This window comes from Adhaeribacter arboris (assembly GCF_003023845.1).
In the GTDB taxonomy this organism is placed as follows: Bacteria; Bacteroidota; Bacteroidia; order Cytophagales; family Hymenobacteraceae; genus Adhaeribacter; species Adhaeribacter arboris.
In genome coordinates, this window is sequence record NZ_PYFT01000001.1 from 6,577,265 (window position 1) to 6,596,394 (window position 19,130).

The 19,130-nt window shown below is 39.2% G+C and carries 18 protein-coding genes; 15 read left to right on the forward strand and 3 right to left on the reverse strand.

What is annotated here, in order from left to right; genetic code table 11:
- Positions 1 to 62: 62 nt before the first annotated feature.
- The 3 genes from rplI to rpsF are packed head-to-tail and all read right to left on the reverse strand — an operon-like array spanning position 63 to position 1,150.
- Positions 63 to 506, reverse strand: coding sequence for a 50S ribosomal protein L9 (rplI, locus tag AHMF7605_RS26605; protein ID WP_106932980.1), 444 nt, complete (start codon positions 504 to 506; stop codon positions 63 to 65).
- A gap of 15 nt (positions 507 to 521) precedes the next feature.
- Entirely contained in the window at positions 522 to 773 is a 252-nt protein-coding gene (rpsR, locus tag AHMF7605_RS26610; RefSeq protein WP_026463124.1) for a 30S ribosomal protein S18, read from the reverse strand.
- On the reverse strand, positions 770 to 1,150 hold the full coding sequence (gene rpsF / locus AHMF7605_RS26615) for a 30S ribosomal protein S6 (RefSeq protein ID WP_106932981.1): 381 nt from the start codon (positions 1,148 to 1,150) through the stop codon (positions 770 to 772). The genes rpsR and rpsF overlap by 4 nt, the downstream gene beginning before the upstream one ends.
- A gap of 1,007 nt (positions 1,151 to 2,157) precedes the next feature.
- Between rpsF and AHMF7605_RS26620 the strand changes: the two genes are divergently transcribed.
- The 15 genes from AHMF7605_RS26620 (at position 2,158) to AHMF7605_RS26690 (ending at position 18,509) form a co-directional block, all read left to right on the forward strand.
- Entirely contained in the window at positions 2,158 to 3,372 is a 1,215-nt protein-coding gene (locus AHMF7605_RS26620; RefSeq protein ID WP_233219263.1) for a c-type cytochrome, read from the forward strand.
- 47 nt (positions 3,373 to 3,419) lie between these two features.
- Positions 3,420 to 6,422, forward strand: a complete 3,003-nt coding sequence (locus tag AHMF7605_RS26625; protein WP_106932983.1) for a TAT-variant-translocated molybdopterin oxidoreductase — start codon at positions 3,420 to 3,422, stop codon at positions 6,420 to 6,422.
- A gap of 95 nt (positions 6,423 to 6,517) precedes the next feature.
- Positions 6,518 to 7,945 (forward strand): NrfD/PsrC family molybdoenzyme membrane anchor subunit, encoded by a 1,428-nt coding sequence (gene nrfD / locus AHMF7605_RS26630; RefSeq protein ID WP_106932984.1) that lies wholly within the window; start codon positions 6,518 to 6,520, stop codon positions 7,943 to 7,945.
- On the forward strand, positions 7,938 to 8,468 hold the full coding sequence (locus AHMF7605_RS26635) for a DUF3341 domain-containing protein (RefSeq protein WP_106932985.1): 531 nt from the start codon (positions 7,938 to 7,940) through the stop codon (positions 8,466 to 8,468). The genes nrfD and AHMF7605_RS26635 overlap by 8 nt, the downstream gene beginning before the upstream one ends.
- 56 nt (positions 8,469 to 8,524) lie before the next feature.
- Entirely contained in the window at positions 8,525 to 9,136 is a 612-nt protein-coding gene (locus tag AHMF7605_RS26640; RefSeq protein WP_233219264.1) for a c-type cytochrome, read from the forward strand.
- Positions 9,137 to 9,233: 97 nt separating this feature from the next.
- Positions 9,234 to 10,457 carry a quinol:cytochrome C oxidoreductase gene (locus AHMF7605_RS26645; protein ID WP_233219265.1) on the forward strand — a complete coding sequence of 408 codons (1,224 nt, stop codon included), beginning with the start codon at positions 9,234 to 9,236 and terminating at the stop codon, positions 10,455 to 10,457.
- Positions 10,458 to 10,630: 173 nt separating this feature from the next.
- Positions 10,631 to 11,530 carry a cytochrome c oxidase subunit II gene (locus AHMF7605_RS26650; protein WP_233219266.1) on the forward strand — a complete coding sequence of 300 codons (900 nt, stop codon included), beginning with the start codon at positions 10,631 to 10,633 and terminating at the stop codon, positions 11,528 to 11,530.
- An 88-nt stretch (positions 11,531 to 11,618) separates the two neighbouring features.
- Complete coding sequence (locus AHMF7605_RS26655) at positions 11,619 to 13,454, forward strand: cytochrome c oxidase subunit I (RefSeq protein ID WP_106932989.1); 1,836 nt, start codon at positions 11,619 to 11,621, stop codon at positions 13,452 to 13,454.
- A gap of 9 nt (positions 13,455 to 13,463) precedes the next feature.
- Positions 13,464 to 14,537, forward strand: a complete 1,074-nt coding sequence (locus AHMF7605_RS26660) for a COX15/CtaA family protein (RefSeq protein ID WP_106932990.1) — start codon at positions 13,464 to 13,466, stop codon at positions 14,535 to 14,537.
- The gene (gene cyoE / locus AHMF7605_RS26665; RefSeq protein WP_106932991.1) at positions 14,537 to 15,433 is read left to right on the forward strand and encodes a heme o synthase; all 897 of its coding nucleotides are present in this window, start codon (positions 14,537 to 14,539) and stop codon (positions 15,431 to 15,433) included. The genes AHMF7605_RS26660 and cyoE overlap by 1 nt, the downstream gene beginning before the upstream one ends.
- Positions 15,434 to 15,443: 10 nt before the next feature.
- Positions 15,444 to 16,028, forward strand: a complete 585-nt coding sequence (locus tag AHMF7605_RS26670; protein WP_106932992.1) for a cytochrome c oxidase subunit 3 — start codon at positions 15,444 to 15,446, stop codon at positions 16,026 to 16,028.
- Positions 16,029 to 16,098: 70 nt separating this feature from the next.
- Positions 16,099 to 16,857: a cytochrome c oxidase subunit 3 gene (locus AHMF7605_RS26675; RefSeq protein ID WP_106932993.1), complete on the forward strand. Its 759-nt coding sequence runs from the start codon at positions 16,099 to 16,101 to the stop codon at positions 16,855 to 16,857.
- Positions 16,858 to 16,953: 96 nt separating this feature from the next.
- Positions 16,954 to 17,301: a cytochrome C oxidase subunit IV family protein gene (locus AHMF7605_RS26680; protein WP_106933630.1), complete on the forward strand. Its 348-nt coding sequence runs from the start codon at positions 16,954 to 16,956 to the stop codon at positions 17,299 to 17,301.
- A 31-nt stretch (positions 17,302 to 17,332) separates the two neighbouring features.
- The gene (locus AHMF7605_RS26685) at positions 17,333 to 17,986 is read left to right on the forward strand and encodes an SCO family protein (protein ID WP_233219267.1); all 654 of its coding nucleotides are present in this window, start codon (positions 17,333 to 17,335) and stop codon (positions 17,984 to 17,986) included.
- The gene (locus AHMF7605_RS26690; protein WP_106932994.1) at positions 17,976 to 18,509 is read left to right on the forward strand and encodes a DUF420 domain-containing protein; all 534 of its coding nucleotides are present in this window, start codon (positions 17,976 to 17,978) and stop codon (positions 18,507 to 18,509) included. Before AHMF7605_RS26685 ends, AHMF7605_RS26690 begins: the two co-directional genes overlap by 11 nt.
- Positions 18,510 to 19,130: the final 621 nt, after the last annotated feature.

Consider the following 19,130-nt stretch of genomic DNA (forward strand, 5'->3'; position numbering starts at 1 on the left):
ATGCATAAAAAAAGTCCTGCCGAATTTTTCCGCAGGACTTTTTTATAGGATAATAGTTTCGCTTATTCAGCTACCACGTTAAAACGTACGGTATGTTTTACTTCTTTGTGCAAAGCAATAGAAGCGGTGTACTCACCAGCTGCTTTTACTTCCTGATCAAAAGAAATTTTCTTACGATCTACTTCAATTCCTTTCGCCCGTAAAGCTTCTGATAATTGAGTAGTAGTAACCGCACCAAAAATTTTACCGCTTTCACCCACCTTCGCGCGTAAATCAAAAACCTGATCACCGATTTGATCGGCAATTGACTGAGCATCTAATTTAATTTTTTCAGCTTTATGTGATGCTTGACGGATATTTTCCGCTACAATCTTTTTGTTGGTTTTATCAGCCATTACTGCAATTCCTTGCGGAATCAGGTAATTGCGGCCGTAACCAGGTTTTACTTCTACAATATCGTTCTTAAAGCCTAAGCCTTTTACGTCGTCTTTTAATATAACTTCCATTTCTCTCAGGCCTCCTTATTTTAACGAATCAGTTACGTAAGGTAAAATAGCCAAATGACGGGCACGGGCAACCGCTTGGGCTACCCGACGCTGAAATTTAAGGCTAGTACCGGTAATACGACGCGGTAACACTTTACCTTGCTCGTTTACAAATTTTAATAAAAAGTTGCCGTCTTTGTAATCAATATACTGAATACCGTTTTTCTTAAACCGGCAGTATTTTTTGCGGGTATCCTGCTTGTGGATTTTTTCGTTAACTAAACTCATGATGCTTGGGCCTCCTTCTCTCTTTTAGCAGCTTTCTGCTGATTCATTTCTCCGTTACGCCGACGCTCGTTGTACGAGACAGCGTGTTTGTCTAAAACCGTAGTTAAAAACCGAACTACTTTTTCATCCCGCCGGTAAGCAATTTCCAACTGATCTACAATTGCAGAAGGTCCTTGGAACTCAATCAGGATATAAAAACCAGTTGATTTTTTCTGAATCGGATAAGCCAATTTGCGTAGCCCCCAGTTTTCTTCATGAATAATGTCGGCGCTATTTTCCTTAAGCACCTGTCTGAACTTCTCGACCGTTTCTTGCACCTGCGCTTCGTTGAGCAACGGAGTCAGGATAAAGACCGTTTCGTAATTTTTTAATACCATTTGGCTTAAAATTTTTAAATTTTGTTTAAGGGCGCAAATATAAGAATAAATCTTTTATTAACAAGTAGATAACTTCTCTAAAATTTACTGACTTGTATGAAACAATAGGAGGGAAGAAAGCAATTATTGGCCAATGTAGGGAGGCATAAAGTTTTAAATAACATTATAATATTTATTTAACAATATTGATATTGAGTTTACTGAGATAAAACAGCAAAGCCGTGTCTAGCATCTTAGTACATGTATCTACTTGCTTAACTTGTTTAAGCAAACTTAGAATATATGTTAGGGTAAATAGTCTTACTTATTTTATTTGTTTATGGCAGAAGAAATGCAGAATGGTTTTTATGCAACGTAAATTATTTAGTAATAGAGGCTATCATTGCTAATAAAATAAACCCTCCGATAAAAAAACAGTATTATCTATATAAGTGCAAGTTCGACATATTTAGTATCCCGGATCTAATACAATTGATTTAGTTAATTTGCTAAAAAATAATAATTTTTGCTAATAAGATGAACAAAAAATGCTAGGGTTAGGTTAAAATAATAGGTTTATATACTAAAAATTATGGCAAATACATAACAAAAATGATTATAAACGTGAAATGGAAACAGAATGTGTAGTTACAAATGCTGTTTTTATTTTACTTGACTCTCCTGCAAATGGCTAAATATTTTTAAAATAAAATGTTTAATTCCTGCATATTTTATAATTTAAAAATATTCTAAATTAAGAAGTAAATTAGCCTTTACCTATTGGTATTCAATTGATTAAATAACTACAAATAAAGCGGGGTGTACAAGGTCCAAAAATCTAGATTATTATGTTTGAATAATAGAATTCGCATAGTAGATTTGTGCCCGTAATGTAGTTTCACCTTACTAAAAAAGCGATCCTGGCTATGATTAGCTGTAAAATCAAATCAACATATTCGTTCTTTTTACCTCTTTTATTTCTTCTATTTACCGTTCTTACTTCTTTTGCTCAGGGTGAACAGGCTTCTGTGACTCAAGACGGCTTAACGGCTGGTACAGCCTCCGGCGATGATGCTGTGGCAGCTGCCGGTGAAACACTTTTTAAAAATAACTGTGCCTCATGCCATGCTATCGGCGAAAAAGTTGTGGGTCCGGCTTTAAGAGATGTGTACAAAAGACATAAATTGCCTTGGCTTAAAAGCTGGATTCGTAATTCCAGCCAAATGGTACAGAGTGGCGATAAAGAAGCGGTTGCCTTATTTAATGAGTACGATAAGCAGCAAATGCCTAGTTTCGCTTTTTCTGACGATCAGCTTACTTCTATTCTTAAATACATAGAAAAGGCAAGTGCGGCACCTGCGGCTTTGCCGGCTGATCCGGCTACGGGTGGTTCTGGTGTTGCCCAAGGAGGTACCAGCGGCCCAGGTGGTGGTGATGCGGCCGCTGCTGGTGCAGGAGTTGCTGGAAAATACCTGGATTATGTGCTGATAGCTCTAATAATCGTTTTAATTGTAATGGTTATTACCTTGTTGATTATCGCTAATATTTTAGGCGATTACTTAAGAGGTAAAAAAGATTTAGATGGCCGAGATCTGGAGTTAGTAAATCAGCGATTTGATTTCTCAAAAATCTATAAATCCAGAGCAGTACAGATAATTGTAGGTTTGATTTTCACGGTTGTCATTCTGGATGCCTTAATTGAAGAAACGTATGGCGTAGGTATCCAGCAAGGATATCAACCTACTCAGCCTATTGCTTTCTCCCATAAACTGCACGCAGGTCAGCACGAAATAAACTGTAATTATTGCCATACTTCGGTTTATAAGAGCAAAAATGCTAATATCCCGTCGGCAAATATTTGTATGAACTGCCATAGCCAGATTAAAAAGGAATCACCGGAAATTCAAAAGATTTACCGAGCTATTGAATACAACAAACCTATTGAATGGGTAAGAATTCACAATTTGCCGGATTTAGCCTATTTCAACCACTCGCAGCATACGCAAGTTGGTAAAATTGAATGCCAAACTTGCCATGGCCAAATACAGAATATGGATGTAGTCTACCAATATTCGCCGCTAACCATGGGTTGGTGTATTAACTGTCACCGCGAAACGCCACTGAATACTCAAGGTAATAAATACTACGATAATCTGGTAAAACTGCACGATGAGGCTAATAAAGGAATGGCATTTACTGTATCTTCCAACGGAGGTACCGAGTGTTCTAAATGTCATTATTAATCCTGTTTTAAGTTTGAGTTAGATTCTGAGTTTTCTCATTTATATATATGCAAGAAACAATTAAGTACTGGAAAGGGCTGGAAGAGCTCGAAAACACTCCTGAATTCAATAAAAATAAGCATAATGAATTTGATGCGTTTCTTCCGGTAAAAGAAACTTATGGTACAAAAGATAAAGAGGTTGCTCCCCGTCGCGATTTCTTAAAATTACTTGGGTTTGGTTTTGCTGCGGCTACTTTAGCTTCCTGTGAGGCACCCGTAAGAAAAGCTATTCCTTATTTAAATAAACCAGAAGAAGTAGATCCGGGTATTGCTAACTGGTATGCCTCTACTTACTTTGTTGGGAGTGATTATAACAGTATTCTGGTAAAAACCCGTGAAGGGCGGCCGATAAAGCTGGAAGGGAATCCTTTGTCGCCGGTTACCAAAGGTGGGTTAAGTGCCCGGGCCCAAGCATCGGTGTTAAGCTTATACGATACTACCCGGTTGCGCCAACCATTAGCCAACAAAAAAGAGACAACTTGGGAAGCAATTGACCAAGAAATTGCCGGTAAACTAAGAGGGGTGCGGGGCAAAGTGGCCATCATTTCTTCAACCATTATCAGTCCAACTACTAAAAAAGCCATTGCGGAGTTTGGGTCTAAATTTACGTCGTTCGAGCACGTTATGTACGATGCTAATTCAGCGAATGGTTTATTAAAAGCGAATGGCGGAGTAGTACCTGGTTTTGACTTTAGCAAAGCTAATGTAATTGTTAGTGTTGGGGCTGATTTTCTGGGAACCTGGCTTTCTCCGGTTGAGTACGCTAAACAATACATCACCAAACGCAAAGTAGGTAAAGAAAATCCTACCATGTCGCGTCATTACCAGTTCGAGTCTACGTTTACTTTAACGGGTGCCAATGCCGACGTACGGATTCCGGTAAAACCATCTGAGGAAGGTCCATTAGTAGCGGCGCTGTATAATAGAGTAACGGGTGGAAGTGCAGGTGGGGGTTATAGCAATGCCAGATTAGATGCCGCAGCAAAAGAATTATTAGCCAATAAGGGTGCCGCCTTAGTTGTAGCTGGCTCAAACGATGTGGCTATACAAACCTTAGTAGCTGAAATTAACCGTATTTTAGGGGCGCAAGGAACAACTATTTCAAACACTCCTTCTCTTATTCGTCAAGGCGATGATGCTGCCATGATTCGTTTGGTAAACGAAATTAGCAATGGTTCGGTTGGTGCAGTGCTATTTTATAATGCTAACCCAATTTATGATCATCCGCTTTCTGCTAAATTAGCTAGTGGTTTAGAAAAAGTTGGCGTTAAAATTTCGTTTGCCGATCGTTTAGACGAGACAGCTAACTTAGTAAATTACGTTTGTCCGGACAGTAATTATCTGGAATCGTGGAATGATTATGAGCCGAAACGAGGCCAGTTTTCGTTAGCACAACCGGCTATTACTCCAATCTTCTCCACGCGCCAAGCGCAGGAATCACTCTTAAGGTGGGTAGGAAATAATACAGCCTACTATGATTACCTGCAAGCAAACTGGCGGGGTACTTTAGGCTCACAGGCAGCTTGGGATAAAGCTGTTCATGATGGCGTATTTACAGGTTCTGTTACTACCACCGCAACTACTGCGACTACTGCCGCTCTGACACCAGCTGCAGCATTATCTCAGGTAACTTCCGGAAAGCAAAGTGGAGGAATGGAAGCCGTTATCTACGAAACAGTAGCTTTAGGCACGGGCCGGGAAGCCAACAATCCATGGTTGCAAGAACTGCCGGACCCTATTACTAAAGCGACCTGGGATAATTACGTTACACTTCCGCGCGATTACGCTGTAAAAGAAAAAATAGAACAAGGCGATATCTTGAAAGTTACCGCCAATGGCGCGAGTATAGAATTACCTGCTTTAATTCAGCCGGGACAGGCAAAAGGAAGTGTGGGTATTGCTTTAGGCTATGGCCGTTCTAACGCTGGTCCGGTCGCAAATGGAGTGGGTACTAATGCCTTTAAACTAGTTTCTTTAGCAAATAACAGCTTAGTTTACCATACTCCGGTAACAATAGAAAAAACCCGGGCTCAAAAAGAAATTGCTCAAACCCAAACGCACCATACCATAATGGATCGGTTGGTTGTGCAAGAATCTACCTTAAGCAAATACCAAAAAGATAGGAATGTAACCGAGTATGTAAAAATAGCTACCCCCGAAGGACTACAAACTCCAGCAAAAGTATCTTTATGGCAGGATTACGAATATAATAATCACCATTGGGGAATGGTGATTGACTTAAACTCTTGTATTGGCTGCGGTTCGTGTGTGGTTGGCTGTAACGTAGAAAATAACGTAGCGGTAGTAGGAAAGCAAGAAGTTTTAAACCGTCGCGAAATGCATTGGTTACGGATTGACCGTTATTATAGCAGCGATGCCCACAGAACGGATAAAGATAAAGGAACTATTGACCGTTACCAGGCAATGGAAGATCCTTCTGAAAATCCGCAAGTAATTTTTCAACCGATGCTATGCCAGCATTGTAACCACGCTCCTTGCGAAACAGTATGCCCAGTAGCGGCTACAACGCACAGTACCGAAGGTATCAACCAAATGGTTTATAACCGTTGTGTAGGTACTCGGTACTGCGCTAATAACTGTCCGTATAAAGTGCGTCGGTTTAACTGGTTTGCTTATTACGACAATGAGAAATTTACAGTACAGAACCCGCAAATGAATACGGATCTAGGTCGGATGGTTTTGAATCCGGATGTAACGGTACGGGCCCGTGGGGTAATGGAGAAATGTACTTTCTGCGTGCAACGTGTTCAATTAGGTAAATTGGAGGCGAAAAAACAAAATCGTCGTCCGAAAGATGGAGAAATAGTAACCGCATGTGCCCAGTCTTGCCCAACGAATGCTATTGTCTTTGGAGATATGAAAGATCCGAACAGCCAAGTTTCGCAAATATTACGTGAGCAACAAGGCGAAAGAGCTTTCCACGTATTAGAAGAGATTAATACGCAGCCTAATGTTACCTATTTAACTAAAATTAGAAACATAGTTTAATTCGGAAGAGTACTCCTGTTATAAGCAGGGTTGTTAGTTTCCATAGTGATTAGTAGAGCCGAATATATATTGACCAGAAACAATTAGATAAACATATGCAGCATGTATCTCCGATAAGGGAACCTCTTGTAACAGGGGGGAAAACATACCATGACATCACCGAAGATGTCAGCCGGCAGGTAGAAGCGAAACCAAATATTCGCTGGGCACTTGCGTTGGCCGTAGCCTTATTTTTCTTAGGCATTTTTATATACTCTGTTTACCGCACTTTATGGTATGGTATAGGAGAGTGGGGCTTAAATAAAACAGTAGGTTGGGCTTGGGATATTACTAACTTCGTGTGGTGGGTAGGTATCGGGCACGCTGGTACTCTTATTTCAGCTATTCTTTTGTTGTTCCGCCAGAAATGGAGAAGTTCTATTAACAGAGCGGCGGAAGCCATGACCATTTTTGCGGTAATTTGTGCGGCGATGTTTCCGGTTTTACACATGGGCCGACCATGGTTAGCCTATTGGGTTTTACCATTGCCCAATACATTTGGTTCTTTGTGGGTAAACTTTAACTCCCCATTACTTTGGGACGTATTTGCCATTTCCACTTACTTTACGGTATCCTTAGTTTTCTGGTATTTAGGTTTAGTGCCGGATTTTGCCACTATCCGGGACAGGGCTACTGGTCCAATTGCGCGTCGGGCATATGCTTTACTAAGCTTGGGCTGGACTGGTTCTGCTAAACATTGGTCACGGTACGAAACTGTATCATTAATTTTGGCTGGGGTTTCTACGCCACTGGTACTTTCGGTACACACCATTGTATCTATGGACTTTGCAACGGCGGTAATTCCGGGCTGGCACACTACTATTTTCCCTCCATACTTCGTAGCAGGTGCTATTTTCTCTGGGTTTGCCATGGTATTAACCTTAATGATTATTACGCGTGATGTATTCCGGTTAAAAGATTACATTACCCTGGAGCACATTGAATCCATGAATAAAGTAATTATTCTAACCGGTTCTATTGTAGGGGTAGCTTATATAACCGAATTTTTTATCGCTTGGTATTCCGGGGTAGAATATGAACAATATGCCTTCATAAACCGAGCAACTGGACCTTATTGGTGGGCTTATTGGTCGATGATGACTTGTAACGTAATTACGCCCCAGCTTTTCTGGATTCGCAAAATCAGAAGAAGTATTGTAGCAACGTTTATCATTACCATTTTTGTGAATATAGGTATGTGGTTTGAGCGTTTTGTTATTATTGTAACTTCTCTGCACCGCGATTATTTACCGTCAAGCTGGGTAATGTTTTCTCCCACAAAAATTGATATTGGTATATACGTGGGTACTTTAGGGCTGTTTTTTACCTTGTTTTTATTATTTGCTAAGTACTTCCCGGTAATAAACATGTTCGAAGTAAAAACCATTTTAAAATCATCATCGGGTGTACCGCACTCTTTAGAGCCTGAAGAATCTATGCATGCCACTACACCTGTAACTCACCATAACAAACATCATGACTAATAAAAAGTTTATCCTCGGTGTTTTCGAGGAAGAAGAAGTTCTTCTTCATGCTATTGAAAATATAAGGGCAGCTGGTACAAAAATTTATGAAGTATTTACCCCATTCCCCATTCATGGTATTGATGATGTATTGGGTATTAAACGCTCACGATTACCCATTGCGGCCTTTTTATATGGTTGTGCGGGTTTAGCGTTTGCGCTCTGGATGCAAATTTATATGCTTGGCTTTGATTGGCCTATGATAATAGGTGGTAAACCGCATATTGCTTTGCCGGCTTTTATTCCGGTAAGTTTCGAATTAACTGTTTTTTGTACCGCTCATGGTATGGTAATTACCTTCTTGATTGTGTGCGGCTTATACCCAAGGCTTAAAGTACCAGTTCTGGATGTACGTTCCACCGACGATAAGTTTGTTATGGCCATTGAAGTAAAAGATGGTGTAACTGATGTAAACAAAGTAAATGACCTGCTTCGCTCAAATGGAGCCGTTGAAGTAAACGAGAAGGAGGTAATAAACAAATGAGAAATAAGTTAAAAGCCAGTCTTAAAATATCCTTGTTGACTTTTACAATGGTATCTATGTTTTCTTGCAGTAAAGGTCCTAATGATACGGGAACTCAGTATGCTCCGCAAATGTACGATGACCCTTCTTACGAAGCATTAAAGCAAGCAGATTATAACAAAGTTAATCCGGGCCGCATGAATATGCGGGTGCCGGCAAAAAATACTATACCACGGGGCAAATTAGCATACTTCAATCATATTCCTAAGAATGACAGCTTAAATCAAGCGGATGCCCTTAAAAACCCTTTTGTTGCCAACGCGCAAGTACTGGAAGAAGGGCAAGTATTATACGAACGGTTTTGCCAACATTGCCACGGTGCTGAGGGAAAAGGCGATGGCAAAGTAGGAGTTGTGTTTAAAGGGGTAGCTAACTTGCAATCCGATGCAATAAAAGCGGCGAGTATGGGCCATATTTATCATGTAATAACCAATGGTAAAGGACGCATGATGCCGCATGGCTCACAAGTAAATCCGGAGGAACGCTGGAAAATTGCTTTGTATGTTAAAAATACCTTACAAGGAGCGGGTGAGCAAGCGACGGAAGTAAATAGCGAAGCAGCCACGGAAGCTTCTTCCAGCGACGGAGACAATGTACAACAATCTACTGGAACTCCTAATTCTCAATAACTAACCTGGTTCTGATAGTTAATTACAAGCGTAAAATTTTACATAAATGTTAGAAGAAAGACTAAGTATTTCTGGAAGAACAAACAACCGGTTCTACATGATGATTGGACTAGGTTTGGTATTATTAATTTTAGGAATATTTTTAACTATGAATGGGGGCGGTTCCCACCATGGCGGAACAGGTGAACACGAAGCAGCCGCGGCAGGTGGTCACCACGTTATTGACTGGAAAAATCGTTTATTCGCCAACCTTTGGCTGAATAATGTTTATTTTACTGGAATAGCCGTTATTGGTTTGTTTTTTACAGCGGTGCAATACGTAGCTTACGCAGGGTGGTCGGTTCTGATAAAAAGGGTTTTAGAAGCACTTAGTTATTATTTACCAGTAGGAGCAGTAGTCATGCTAGCTGTGTTTCTAATAGGTCAACACCAATTATTTCACTGGACAGACCATACTTTATACGAAGAAGGTAATCCTAATTATGATCCTATTATTGCAGGCAAGGCTGGTTTTTTAAATATTCCTTTTTACCTAATCCGGATGGTAGGGTACTTCGCCTTATGGATAATTTTCTTTCTATGGATGAGAAAGCAATCCATAGCAGAGGATTTAGAAGGTGGCATTGTATACTATAATAAAAGTATTCGAATAGGAGCCATGTTCCTAGTAATTTTTGGAGTAACTTCTTCTCTTTCTGCTTGGGATTGGGTATTATCCATTGATACCCATTGGTTTAGTACGATGTTTGGCTGGTACGTGTTTGCAAGCTGGTTTGTTTCTGGTTTAGCGGCTACTACCCTAATTGTTATCATCTTAAAACAAAACGGTTATTTGCAAATGGTTAATGCGAACCACTTGCATGACCTCGGGAAATTTGTATTTGCTTTCAGTATTTTCTGGACATACGTGTGGTTTTCGCAATTCATGCTTATTTGGTACGCAAACCTGCCAGAAGAGTCTATCTACTTTATGGAGCGGCTAAGTGGTTACCAAGATCATTATACCTGGATCTTCTTTGTAAACTTAATTGTGAACTTCGTGTTTCCTTTTCTGGTATTAATGACCCGAGACGCTAAACGTCAGATGATCATGTTAAAACTTGTTTGTATTGCCATCCTGGTCGGTCATTGGTTAGATTTTTACTTGATGATTATGCCGGGAACAATGCGTGGTGAGAGCGGTTTTGGCTTGATAGAGTTAGGTACAGCTCTTACTTTCCTGGGTATATTTTTGATAACTCTTACCCGCGGCTTATCCAAGGCTTCGCTGGTACCGGTCAATCATCCGTTCTTAGAAGAAAGTATTCACCATACCGTATAAATTACTACTATTAAAAACATTCTGTAATGATTACATTCGCTATAGTTTTATCATTAATTCTAATTGGGGTAATATTAGCCTTACTCTTTAGGATACAAATCCTATCTTCCATATTTAGTGGAAGTTTCCAGAAACGAGTAAGTAAGAGTAATAAAATTAATGCAGTTCTTTTAATGTTGTTTCTTGTTATAGGAGGAGCAGCTTTTATCTGGTCTTTTCAAAATGCGGAAGAACGGATACATATTCCGGTAGGTTCGGTGCATGGAGTATGGATTGATGACATGTTCTGGTTAACCATGGTGGTAATCGGAATTGTGTTTGTTATCACCCAAATATTATTGTTTTATTATTCTTACCGCTACCAATACAAAGAAGAAAAAAGAGCTTATTTCTTTCCGCATAATAATAAATTGGAAATTATCTGGACTATGATTCCGGCTGTTGTTATGGCTTTGTTGGTATTTAAAGGTTGGAAAACATGGACAAAAATTACTGACCCAGCTCCCAAAGAAGCTATGGTGGTAGAAATTGTTGGCAAACAGTTTAACTGGATTGCCCGGTATCCGGGTACCGATAATGCTTTAGGGAATGTAAGAACTAATTTAATAGATGCTACAAATGAGCTTGGAATAGATTTTTCTGATCAAAGAAGTGTAGACGATATTCTACCCAGCGAAATTCATATTCCCAAAGGACGGCCGATACTATTTAAAATACGGTCCCGGGATGTAATTCACAGCTTTTATTTGCCTCATTTTAGAGCTCAGATGCACGCTGTACCAGGTATGCCTACCAAGTTCTGGTTTGTACCGACCAAAACTACTGCGGATATGGCTACAGAAACCGGTAATCCAGATTTTAAGTATGAATTGGTTTGTAATCAGATTTGTGGAGCGAATCACTTTGCCATGCGCGCCGTGGTAATTGTAGATGAACCGGAAGAATTTCAAAAATGGATGTCCACTCAAAAAGCCTTTGTCGCGGATAAGCCGGAATTATTGAAAAATCTGAAAAATCCGCAGGGAATTGTATTGGATACAAAAAAAGAAGGAACAAATAAGGCCGCACTTTAGGTCGAAGTTCCCGGAATATCAATGCTAAGATGGAAGAATATGTCGAGCCTGATTAGCGAAACAAACAGTAAACGAATAATAATTTAATATGGCAAGCACAGATATTTCTTTACACAATAATGTGCCAATAGCACACGATGAACATGATCATGAGCACGACCATCATGATCAACCGTTTATATTTAAATATATTTTTAGCCAAGATCATAAAGTAATTGCAAAACAATTTTTGATCTCTGGTATAATTTGGGCTTTTATAGGCGGAGCTTTATCTAGCTTGTTCCGGCTACAACTCGGCTGGCCAAACGAGACTATGCCGTTTCTGGAGCCAATTTTAGGTAAATGGATTGAAGGAGGTAAATTAAATCAGGAATTTTATTTAGCCTTGGTAACCATGCATGGTACCATCATGGTATTTTTCGTGTTAACGGCGGGACTGAGTGGTACCTTCAGTAACTTTTTGATTCCCTTACAAATTGGCGCCCGTGATATGGCTTCCGGTTTTTTGAACATGTTATCGTACTGGTTTTTCTTTTTATCCAGTGTTATTATGTTTACCTCTCTTTTCCTGGAAACAGGACCTGCTTCGGCTGGTTGGACAATTTACCCACCATTAAGTGCATTACCGCAAGCAATTCCGGGTTCGGGTACGGGTATGACGATGTGGCTGGTAGCGATGGTGTTCTTTATTGTTTCGTCGCTTCTTGGTAGTATCAACTATATCTCTACTATTATCAATTTGCGTACCGCTGGTATGTCCATGACGAAGTTGCCCTTAACTATTTGGGCCTTCTTCTTAACGGCAGTATTAGGTGTTCTCTCCTTTCCTGTATTATTTTCAGCTGCTTTGTTGTTAGTATTTGACCGTTCTTTTGGTACGAGTTTTTACTTATCAGATATTTATGTAGCGGGGCAAGCACTAAGTAATACGGGTGGTAGTCCTATTTTATTCCAGCACTTATTTTGGTTCTTAGGTCACCCAGAAGTGTACATTGTTATTTTACCAGGATTTGGTATTGTATCAGAAGTTATAGCAACGAATGCTCGTAAACCCATTTTCGGCTACCGTGCTATGATTGGCTCCATGCTTGGTATTTCGATATTATCGTTTGTGGTATGGGCGCACCATATGTTCGTATCCGGTATGAATCCGTTCTTAGGATCGGTGTTTATGTTTTTAACCTTGATAATTGCGGTACCATCGGCGGTTAAGGTATTTAACTGGTTGGCTACCCTATGGCGGGGAAACATTATTTTTACACCAGCCATGCTGTTTTCAATTGGATTTGTTTCGTTGTTTATTTCCGGCGGATTAACGGGTATTATTTTAGGAAATTCGGCCCTGGATATACAACTGCATAATACGTATTTTGTAGTAGCACACTTCCACTTGGTAATGGGATCATCCGCCTTCTTTGGAATGTTTGCCGGGGTATATCATTGGTTCCCTAAAATGTTTGGCCGCATGATGGACGAAAAACTTGGGTATATTCATTTTTGGTTAACATTTTTGGGAGTATACTTAGTGTTTTTGCCTATGCACTACGTGGGTATTGCTGGTTTCCCAAGAAGATATTACTCTTGGACGGCTTTCGAAACCTTTAGCCAATTCGCGGACTTAAATATGTTTATTAGTGCCGCGGCGATTATAGCTTGGTTTGCTCAGTTTATCTTCCTCTTCAATTTTGTGTATAGTATTTTCCGGGGCCGTCGTGCCGATGCGAACCCATGGCGCTCGAATACATTAGAATGGACTACTCCTATTCACCCGGGCCATGGTAACTGGCCAGGAGCTATTCCTGCTGTATACAGATGGCCTTATGATTATTCTAAGCCAGGAGCAGAAGAAGATTATATTCCGCAAAATATTCCTCATTCAGAAACTAAATCATCTAACCTTTCGAGTGAGAAAGAACTTGAATAATATATTATAATGAGTAATGAATCTTTTAGTTCTAAAAGATTTAGAAATATAGGAGTTATTACCATTGCTTCTGTATATTTTTTAATCTTAGTAGGAGGAGTCGTAAGAAGCACGGGATCTGGAATGGGTTGTCCGGACTGGCCGAAGTGTTTCGGAACCTGGATTCCTCCTACTAATAGTAACCAATTGCCTGATGACTATCTTTCGGTTTATAAAAATAAACGCATTGAGAAAAATCAAAAGCTAGCCAATTACTTAAAAACCTTAGGTTTTAATCAATTAGCATCCGATATTTTTTCCCATTCATCTCAATATATAGAAACGGAGTTTAATGTAACAAAAACCTGGATTGAATACCTGAATCGGTTAGTAGGAGTATTAATAGGTATATTCATTTTCTTTACCCTGGTTTTCTCATTATCATACCTTAAGAAAGATCCGGTTATATTCTATTTAGCCTTCATTAGCTTTATTTTAGTTGGTATTCAGGGGTGGTTAGGCTCTTTAGTTGTTTCAACCAATTTATTGCCCATTATGGTAACCGTGCACATGGCTTTGGCTCTAGTGTTAGTTGCGCTATTAATATATGCAGTTGCCCGCTCGCAAAAAGATCAATTTAAGCTAATAACTCAACCTATCGCCACTAAAACTTACGTACTCATCATTCTAGCAATTGCTTTATCATTTGTGCAAATACTATTAGGAACTCAGGTGCGGGAAATGGTTGATATTATTGCATCTGAATTCGGTTACAACAATAGGGGGCAATGGATTTCAAATATTGGTTCATCGTTTTACATTCATCGGTCTTTTTCGGCCGTGGTATTTATTGTGAATGTATATTTGTGCTGGCAATTATATGCTCTAAACGATAAGCGTTTTAATAAATTAGTTAATGGTATCCTGGTTTTTGTAGGGTTGGAGATTTTGGTCGGAGTTATTTTAGCTTATTTTGCTATACCGGCCGTTTTACAACCGGTTCATTTAGTATTGGCAACTTTATTATTTGGGCTACAATTTTTTGTTTTTATAGTTTGTTATTATGCTACCCATATTCGGGTATTAAAGTTGGCTGTTCGATAATGCTAGTAGATAATATAGAGAATGATCTGCCTACCTTTTTAGCCATGACGAAAGTAAAGCATTACTTCCAGTTGTTAAAGTTCCGGTTATCCAGTACCGTGGCTTTTTCAAGTGCCATTGGGTATATGCTAGGGTCGGGCCACCTGGAAATGCAGAAAATCTTAGTAATAATGTTGGGAGGACTTCTGGTAACCGGGGCGGCTAACATTATTAACCAAATTCTGGAAAAAGATTTAGATAAACTGATGAAGCGAACCGCTAAACGGCCGTTGCCAACAGGTGCTTTATCTATAACTGAAGCTGCTGTATTTGGTGGTATAATTGGCATAGCTGGTTTAAGTATTCTGGCATTATACTTTAACCTGCTAACCGCTGTTTTGGCGCTCATGTCTTTAATATTGTACGGATTTGTATATACGCCATTAAAGCGGATTTCTCCTATTTGTGTGTTAGTAGGAGCCATTCCGGGTGGTTTACCTCCCTTATTAGGTTGGGTAGCGGCAACCGGAGTGGTAAGTGTAGAGGCTTGGATACTATTTGGAATTCAGTTTGTTTGGCAATTTCCTCATTTTTGGGCAATAGCGTGGGTGTTAGATGATGATTATAAGCTGGCAGGATTTAAGATGTTGCCCATGGAAGGTGGCAAGAACCTGAAGACGGCTTTTCAAATAATGACTTACACGCTGTTGTTAATTCCGTTGAGTATGCTGCCTTTGCAATTTGGAATGGCTGGTAAAACATCAGCAATTATTGCTGTAATGTGTGGCGTGTTGTTTTTAGCTCAAACCTTATACTTAATGCAAACCTGCTCCAAAAAAGCAGCTATGAGTATTATGTTCGGGTCTTTTCTGTACTTGCCAATTGTACAAATTGCGTTAGTATTGGATAAAATTTAACTTATAAAAAATGAATGCAAGAGCATTAAACTTAAATAAATCCACAACGGGAATTCATCCTTTAAAATTTACTTTGTGGTTGTTGATAATGAGTATTATCATGATGTTTGCCGCTTTTACCAGTGCGTACATTGTACGGCGGGAGGAAGGAAATTGGTTAGAGTTCAATTTGCCTAATGGTTTATTAATCAATTCTATTCTTATTGCGGTAAGTAGTATTGCCATGCAATGGGCTTATATATCGGCGAAAAAAGATAATTTAAATGCATTAAAAGTAGCTTTATTGCTTACCTTTAGTTTAGGAGTAGCTTTTTTAATTGGTCAGTGGAACGTTTGGGGAGAGTTGGTAACCAATAAAATATTCTTCGGAGGTCCTACGGCTAATCCTTCGGGCTCCTTTATGTATGTATTAACCGGAGTACATGGCTTTCACTTAATTACCGGGTTAATATTTTTATTAATTGTAATACTAGCAGCTCTACGATACCGGGTTCATGCTAAAAATTTATTGCAAATGGAATTGTGTACCACTTATTGGCATTTTTTAGGTGCCCTTTGGGTGTATCTTTACGTATTTTTAGCAGTATACCATTAAAGAGAATTTTCAGGAAAAGAACACCTGATAGATAAACAATACGCAAATAATAAAATCTAACTACCAAACTATGTCTAGCACAACATCTAGTACAACAACTCTGGAGCGGCCAAAAACGGGTACCTGGGATGGCGGGAATGAGCCGATGAAAGCCAGTTATGGAAAACTCATGATGTGGTTTTTCCTGCTGTCAGATACGTTTACCTTTGCAGCTTTTTTAACTACGTACGGGTTAATTCGTCACCGCCATCTTGCTTATATAGGCGAGCACGATAAATTTGTATTCTCTCAAAGCTACTGGCCCATACCCGATAAAGTTTTCAATGCTTTTCCTTTTTTCCATGGGGTAGATTTGCCCTTAGCTTTCGTGGCCTTAATGACCATGATCTTAATTCTTTCTTCGGTAACCATGGTATTAGCCGTAGAAGCCGGTCATCGGATGGATAAGAAAGATGTGGAAAAATGGTTGCTTTGGACGATTTTGTTTGGTTCTACATTTCTGGGCTGTCAAGCCTGGGAGTGGACCCACTTTATTACCGGTACGGAAGGCGGATTGACTTTAGCTGATGGTTCCAAAGTGTTCGGTGCTAATCTTACCATGAACCAGTACGGCCCACCCTTATTCGCTGATTTGTTTTTCTTTATAACCGGTTTCCACGGTACTCACGTATTTAGTGGTATTGTTTTGCTCATTATCATGTTTATCATGGCAGTGAACGGAGCTTTTCATAAGCGGGGTCACTACGAAATGGTGGAAAAAGTAGGCTTATACTGGCACTTTGTAGATTTGGTGTGGGTATTTGTATTTACCTTCTTTTATTTGGTTTAGGCTAATTACTGGTAGTAAACTAGACTTTAAATCTTGATTGCTTATACAATTAACATTAAGGGAAATCTGATTTTTAACAATATTAAATTTAAAAATATGGCTTCACACTCACATAATTCCAACGAGGAAGAATATATAGGTGATATTCCAGCACCTCAAACTAAAGCAATTTGGCGGGTGTTTTTAATTCTATGCGGATTAACGGCAATAGAATTCTGTTTTGCTTTCTTTATGGACCCTAGTACACTGCGGAATAGTATATATATTGTACTTACTCTATTTAAAGCTTTCTTTATCGTGGGTGAATTTATGCACTTGAAACACGAAACGAAATCACTTATCTGGAGTATTTTGATTCCTTCGGCTTTGCTTGTATGGTTATTAATTGCGTTAATAACCGAGGGTACTTATTTTGGTGATAATGTCTATAACTATTTTAAATAAAGTATTCATAATGTCTCCTAAAAAGGTACTAATGCTAGGTATACTACTATTAGTACCTATTTTTTTGTTTTTGTTTTTGAAAGGCTTTGGAACCAATCATTATTCCTTGCCTACTTACTATCCTGCTATCAACGAAGCCACGGAATCGCCAATAATACGGAATGGGGATACTGTATTTCAAAAAATACCAGATTTCCGTTTTGTTTCGCAAGAAGGGAAAACAGTAACTCAAACTAATTTGAATGGCGGTGTTTACGTTGCAAATTTCTTTTTTGCCTCTTGTCAGGATGTTTGTAAAAAAATGTCCGCGCAGATGGTTCGGGTAAATGAAGCTTTTCGCAATACGCCGCAAGTGAAACTCATTTCTTATACCGTTGACCCGGAAAGAGATTCGGTATCAGTTTTGAAGCGTTATGCCGAAATGTACCAGGCAGACCCGGCCAAATGGCTTTTTGTAACCGGCCCCAAAAAACAATTGTACACTTTAGCTCAAAATGGATATAAGGTCTCGGCCATGCAAGCGCCTGGAACCATTCCGAACTTCATTCATTCGGAAAAATTAATTTTAGTAGATAAAGAAAAACACGTGCGCGGTATTTATGATGGGACTGATCCACAAGAGGTGGACCGTTTAATTACCGAAATAACTGTGTTATTACACAGTTATCAGCAAGATGAAAAATAACGATCGTAAATACTTGGTTTTAATTGCCATTCTCTCGGTGGCAGTTCCTTTATTAGTAGCCTTATTACTTTTTATACCGCAAACGGGTAAGTTAGGTGACGTAGATGTTACTTTTTTGCCCAAACTGCATGCCTTACTTAATTCTTTAACGGCTATTGCTTTGCTAACAGGATATTTTTTTGTTAAAAACAAAAATATTAGGGGGCATCGCTTTACTATGGTTACTGCCTTTACTTTATCTGCTTTTTTCTTAATTTCGTATGTAACGTATCATTATCAGGCTGCCCCTACGCGTTATGGTGGCGAAGGAACCCTTAAAATGATTTATTACGTTATCCTACTAACGCATATTGTTTTAGCTGCAGTTATTGTTCCGTTGGTGTTATTGTCGGTTTATTTTGCGGTGAGTAACCAGATAAACCGGCACCGGAAAATTGCCCGCTGGACCTTCCCGATTTGGTTGTATGTAGCTATTACGGGAGTAGTTGTTTATTTTATGATTGCGCCTTATTACCCAAGTTAAATACTTAATTGTACTGTTAAAATGAAGAGGTTTTCAAAAGTATTTCTAATTACATTTTCATTATTTGTTTTGGTAACATTGGCGAACGTTCCAGCTTCCGCTCAATGTGCTTTATGCCGTTCGTCTGTAGAATCGAATCGGGCCGATAATAAGTTAAGCAGGTTTGGTAATGGCTTAAATAAAGGTATTTTATTTTTAATGACGGTGCCTTATGTGCTGGTAGGTACAGTAGGTTTTCTTTGGTACCGAAATAGCCGTAAAAAGCAGTAAGTAAGCCTTCAACTAGTAAAAGTGATTTTTCTTGCAGACCAAAAACTTTGTTACCGCTGAGTTAGTTTGCTCTATTCTTGTTATTACATTTAATTAAATATAATGTAGCTTCAGCGTGTTAAGTTTATTTCTGGCGCAGGCATAACCTAGAGTTACTTTGTTAACCAATCTTTTGAAACTGGCTTATTTTTAAAGCTCGATACAGTCACACAAATCAAGCTATAACCATAATAGAAGCAATACTGGCAATCTCCTGCTAGTATAACGCCGGCCAAACACGTTCGGCAAAGTCGGATGATTCAGGTGTTTCATTAACTTTATAAGCTGTTGTAAAATCAATGGAATTAGCCG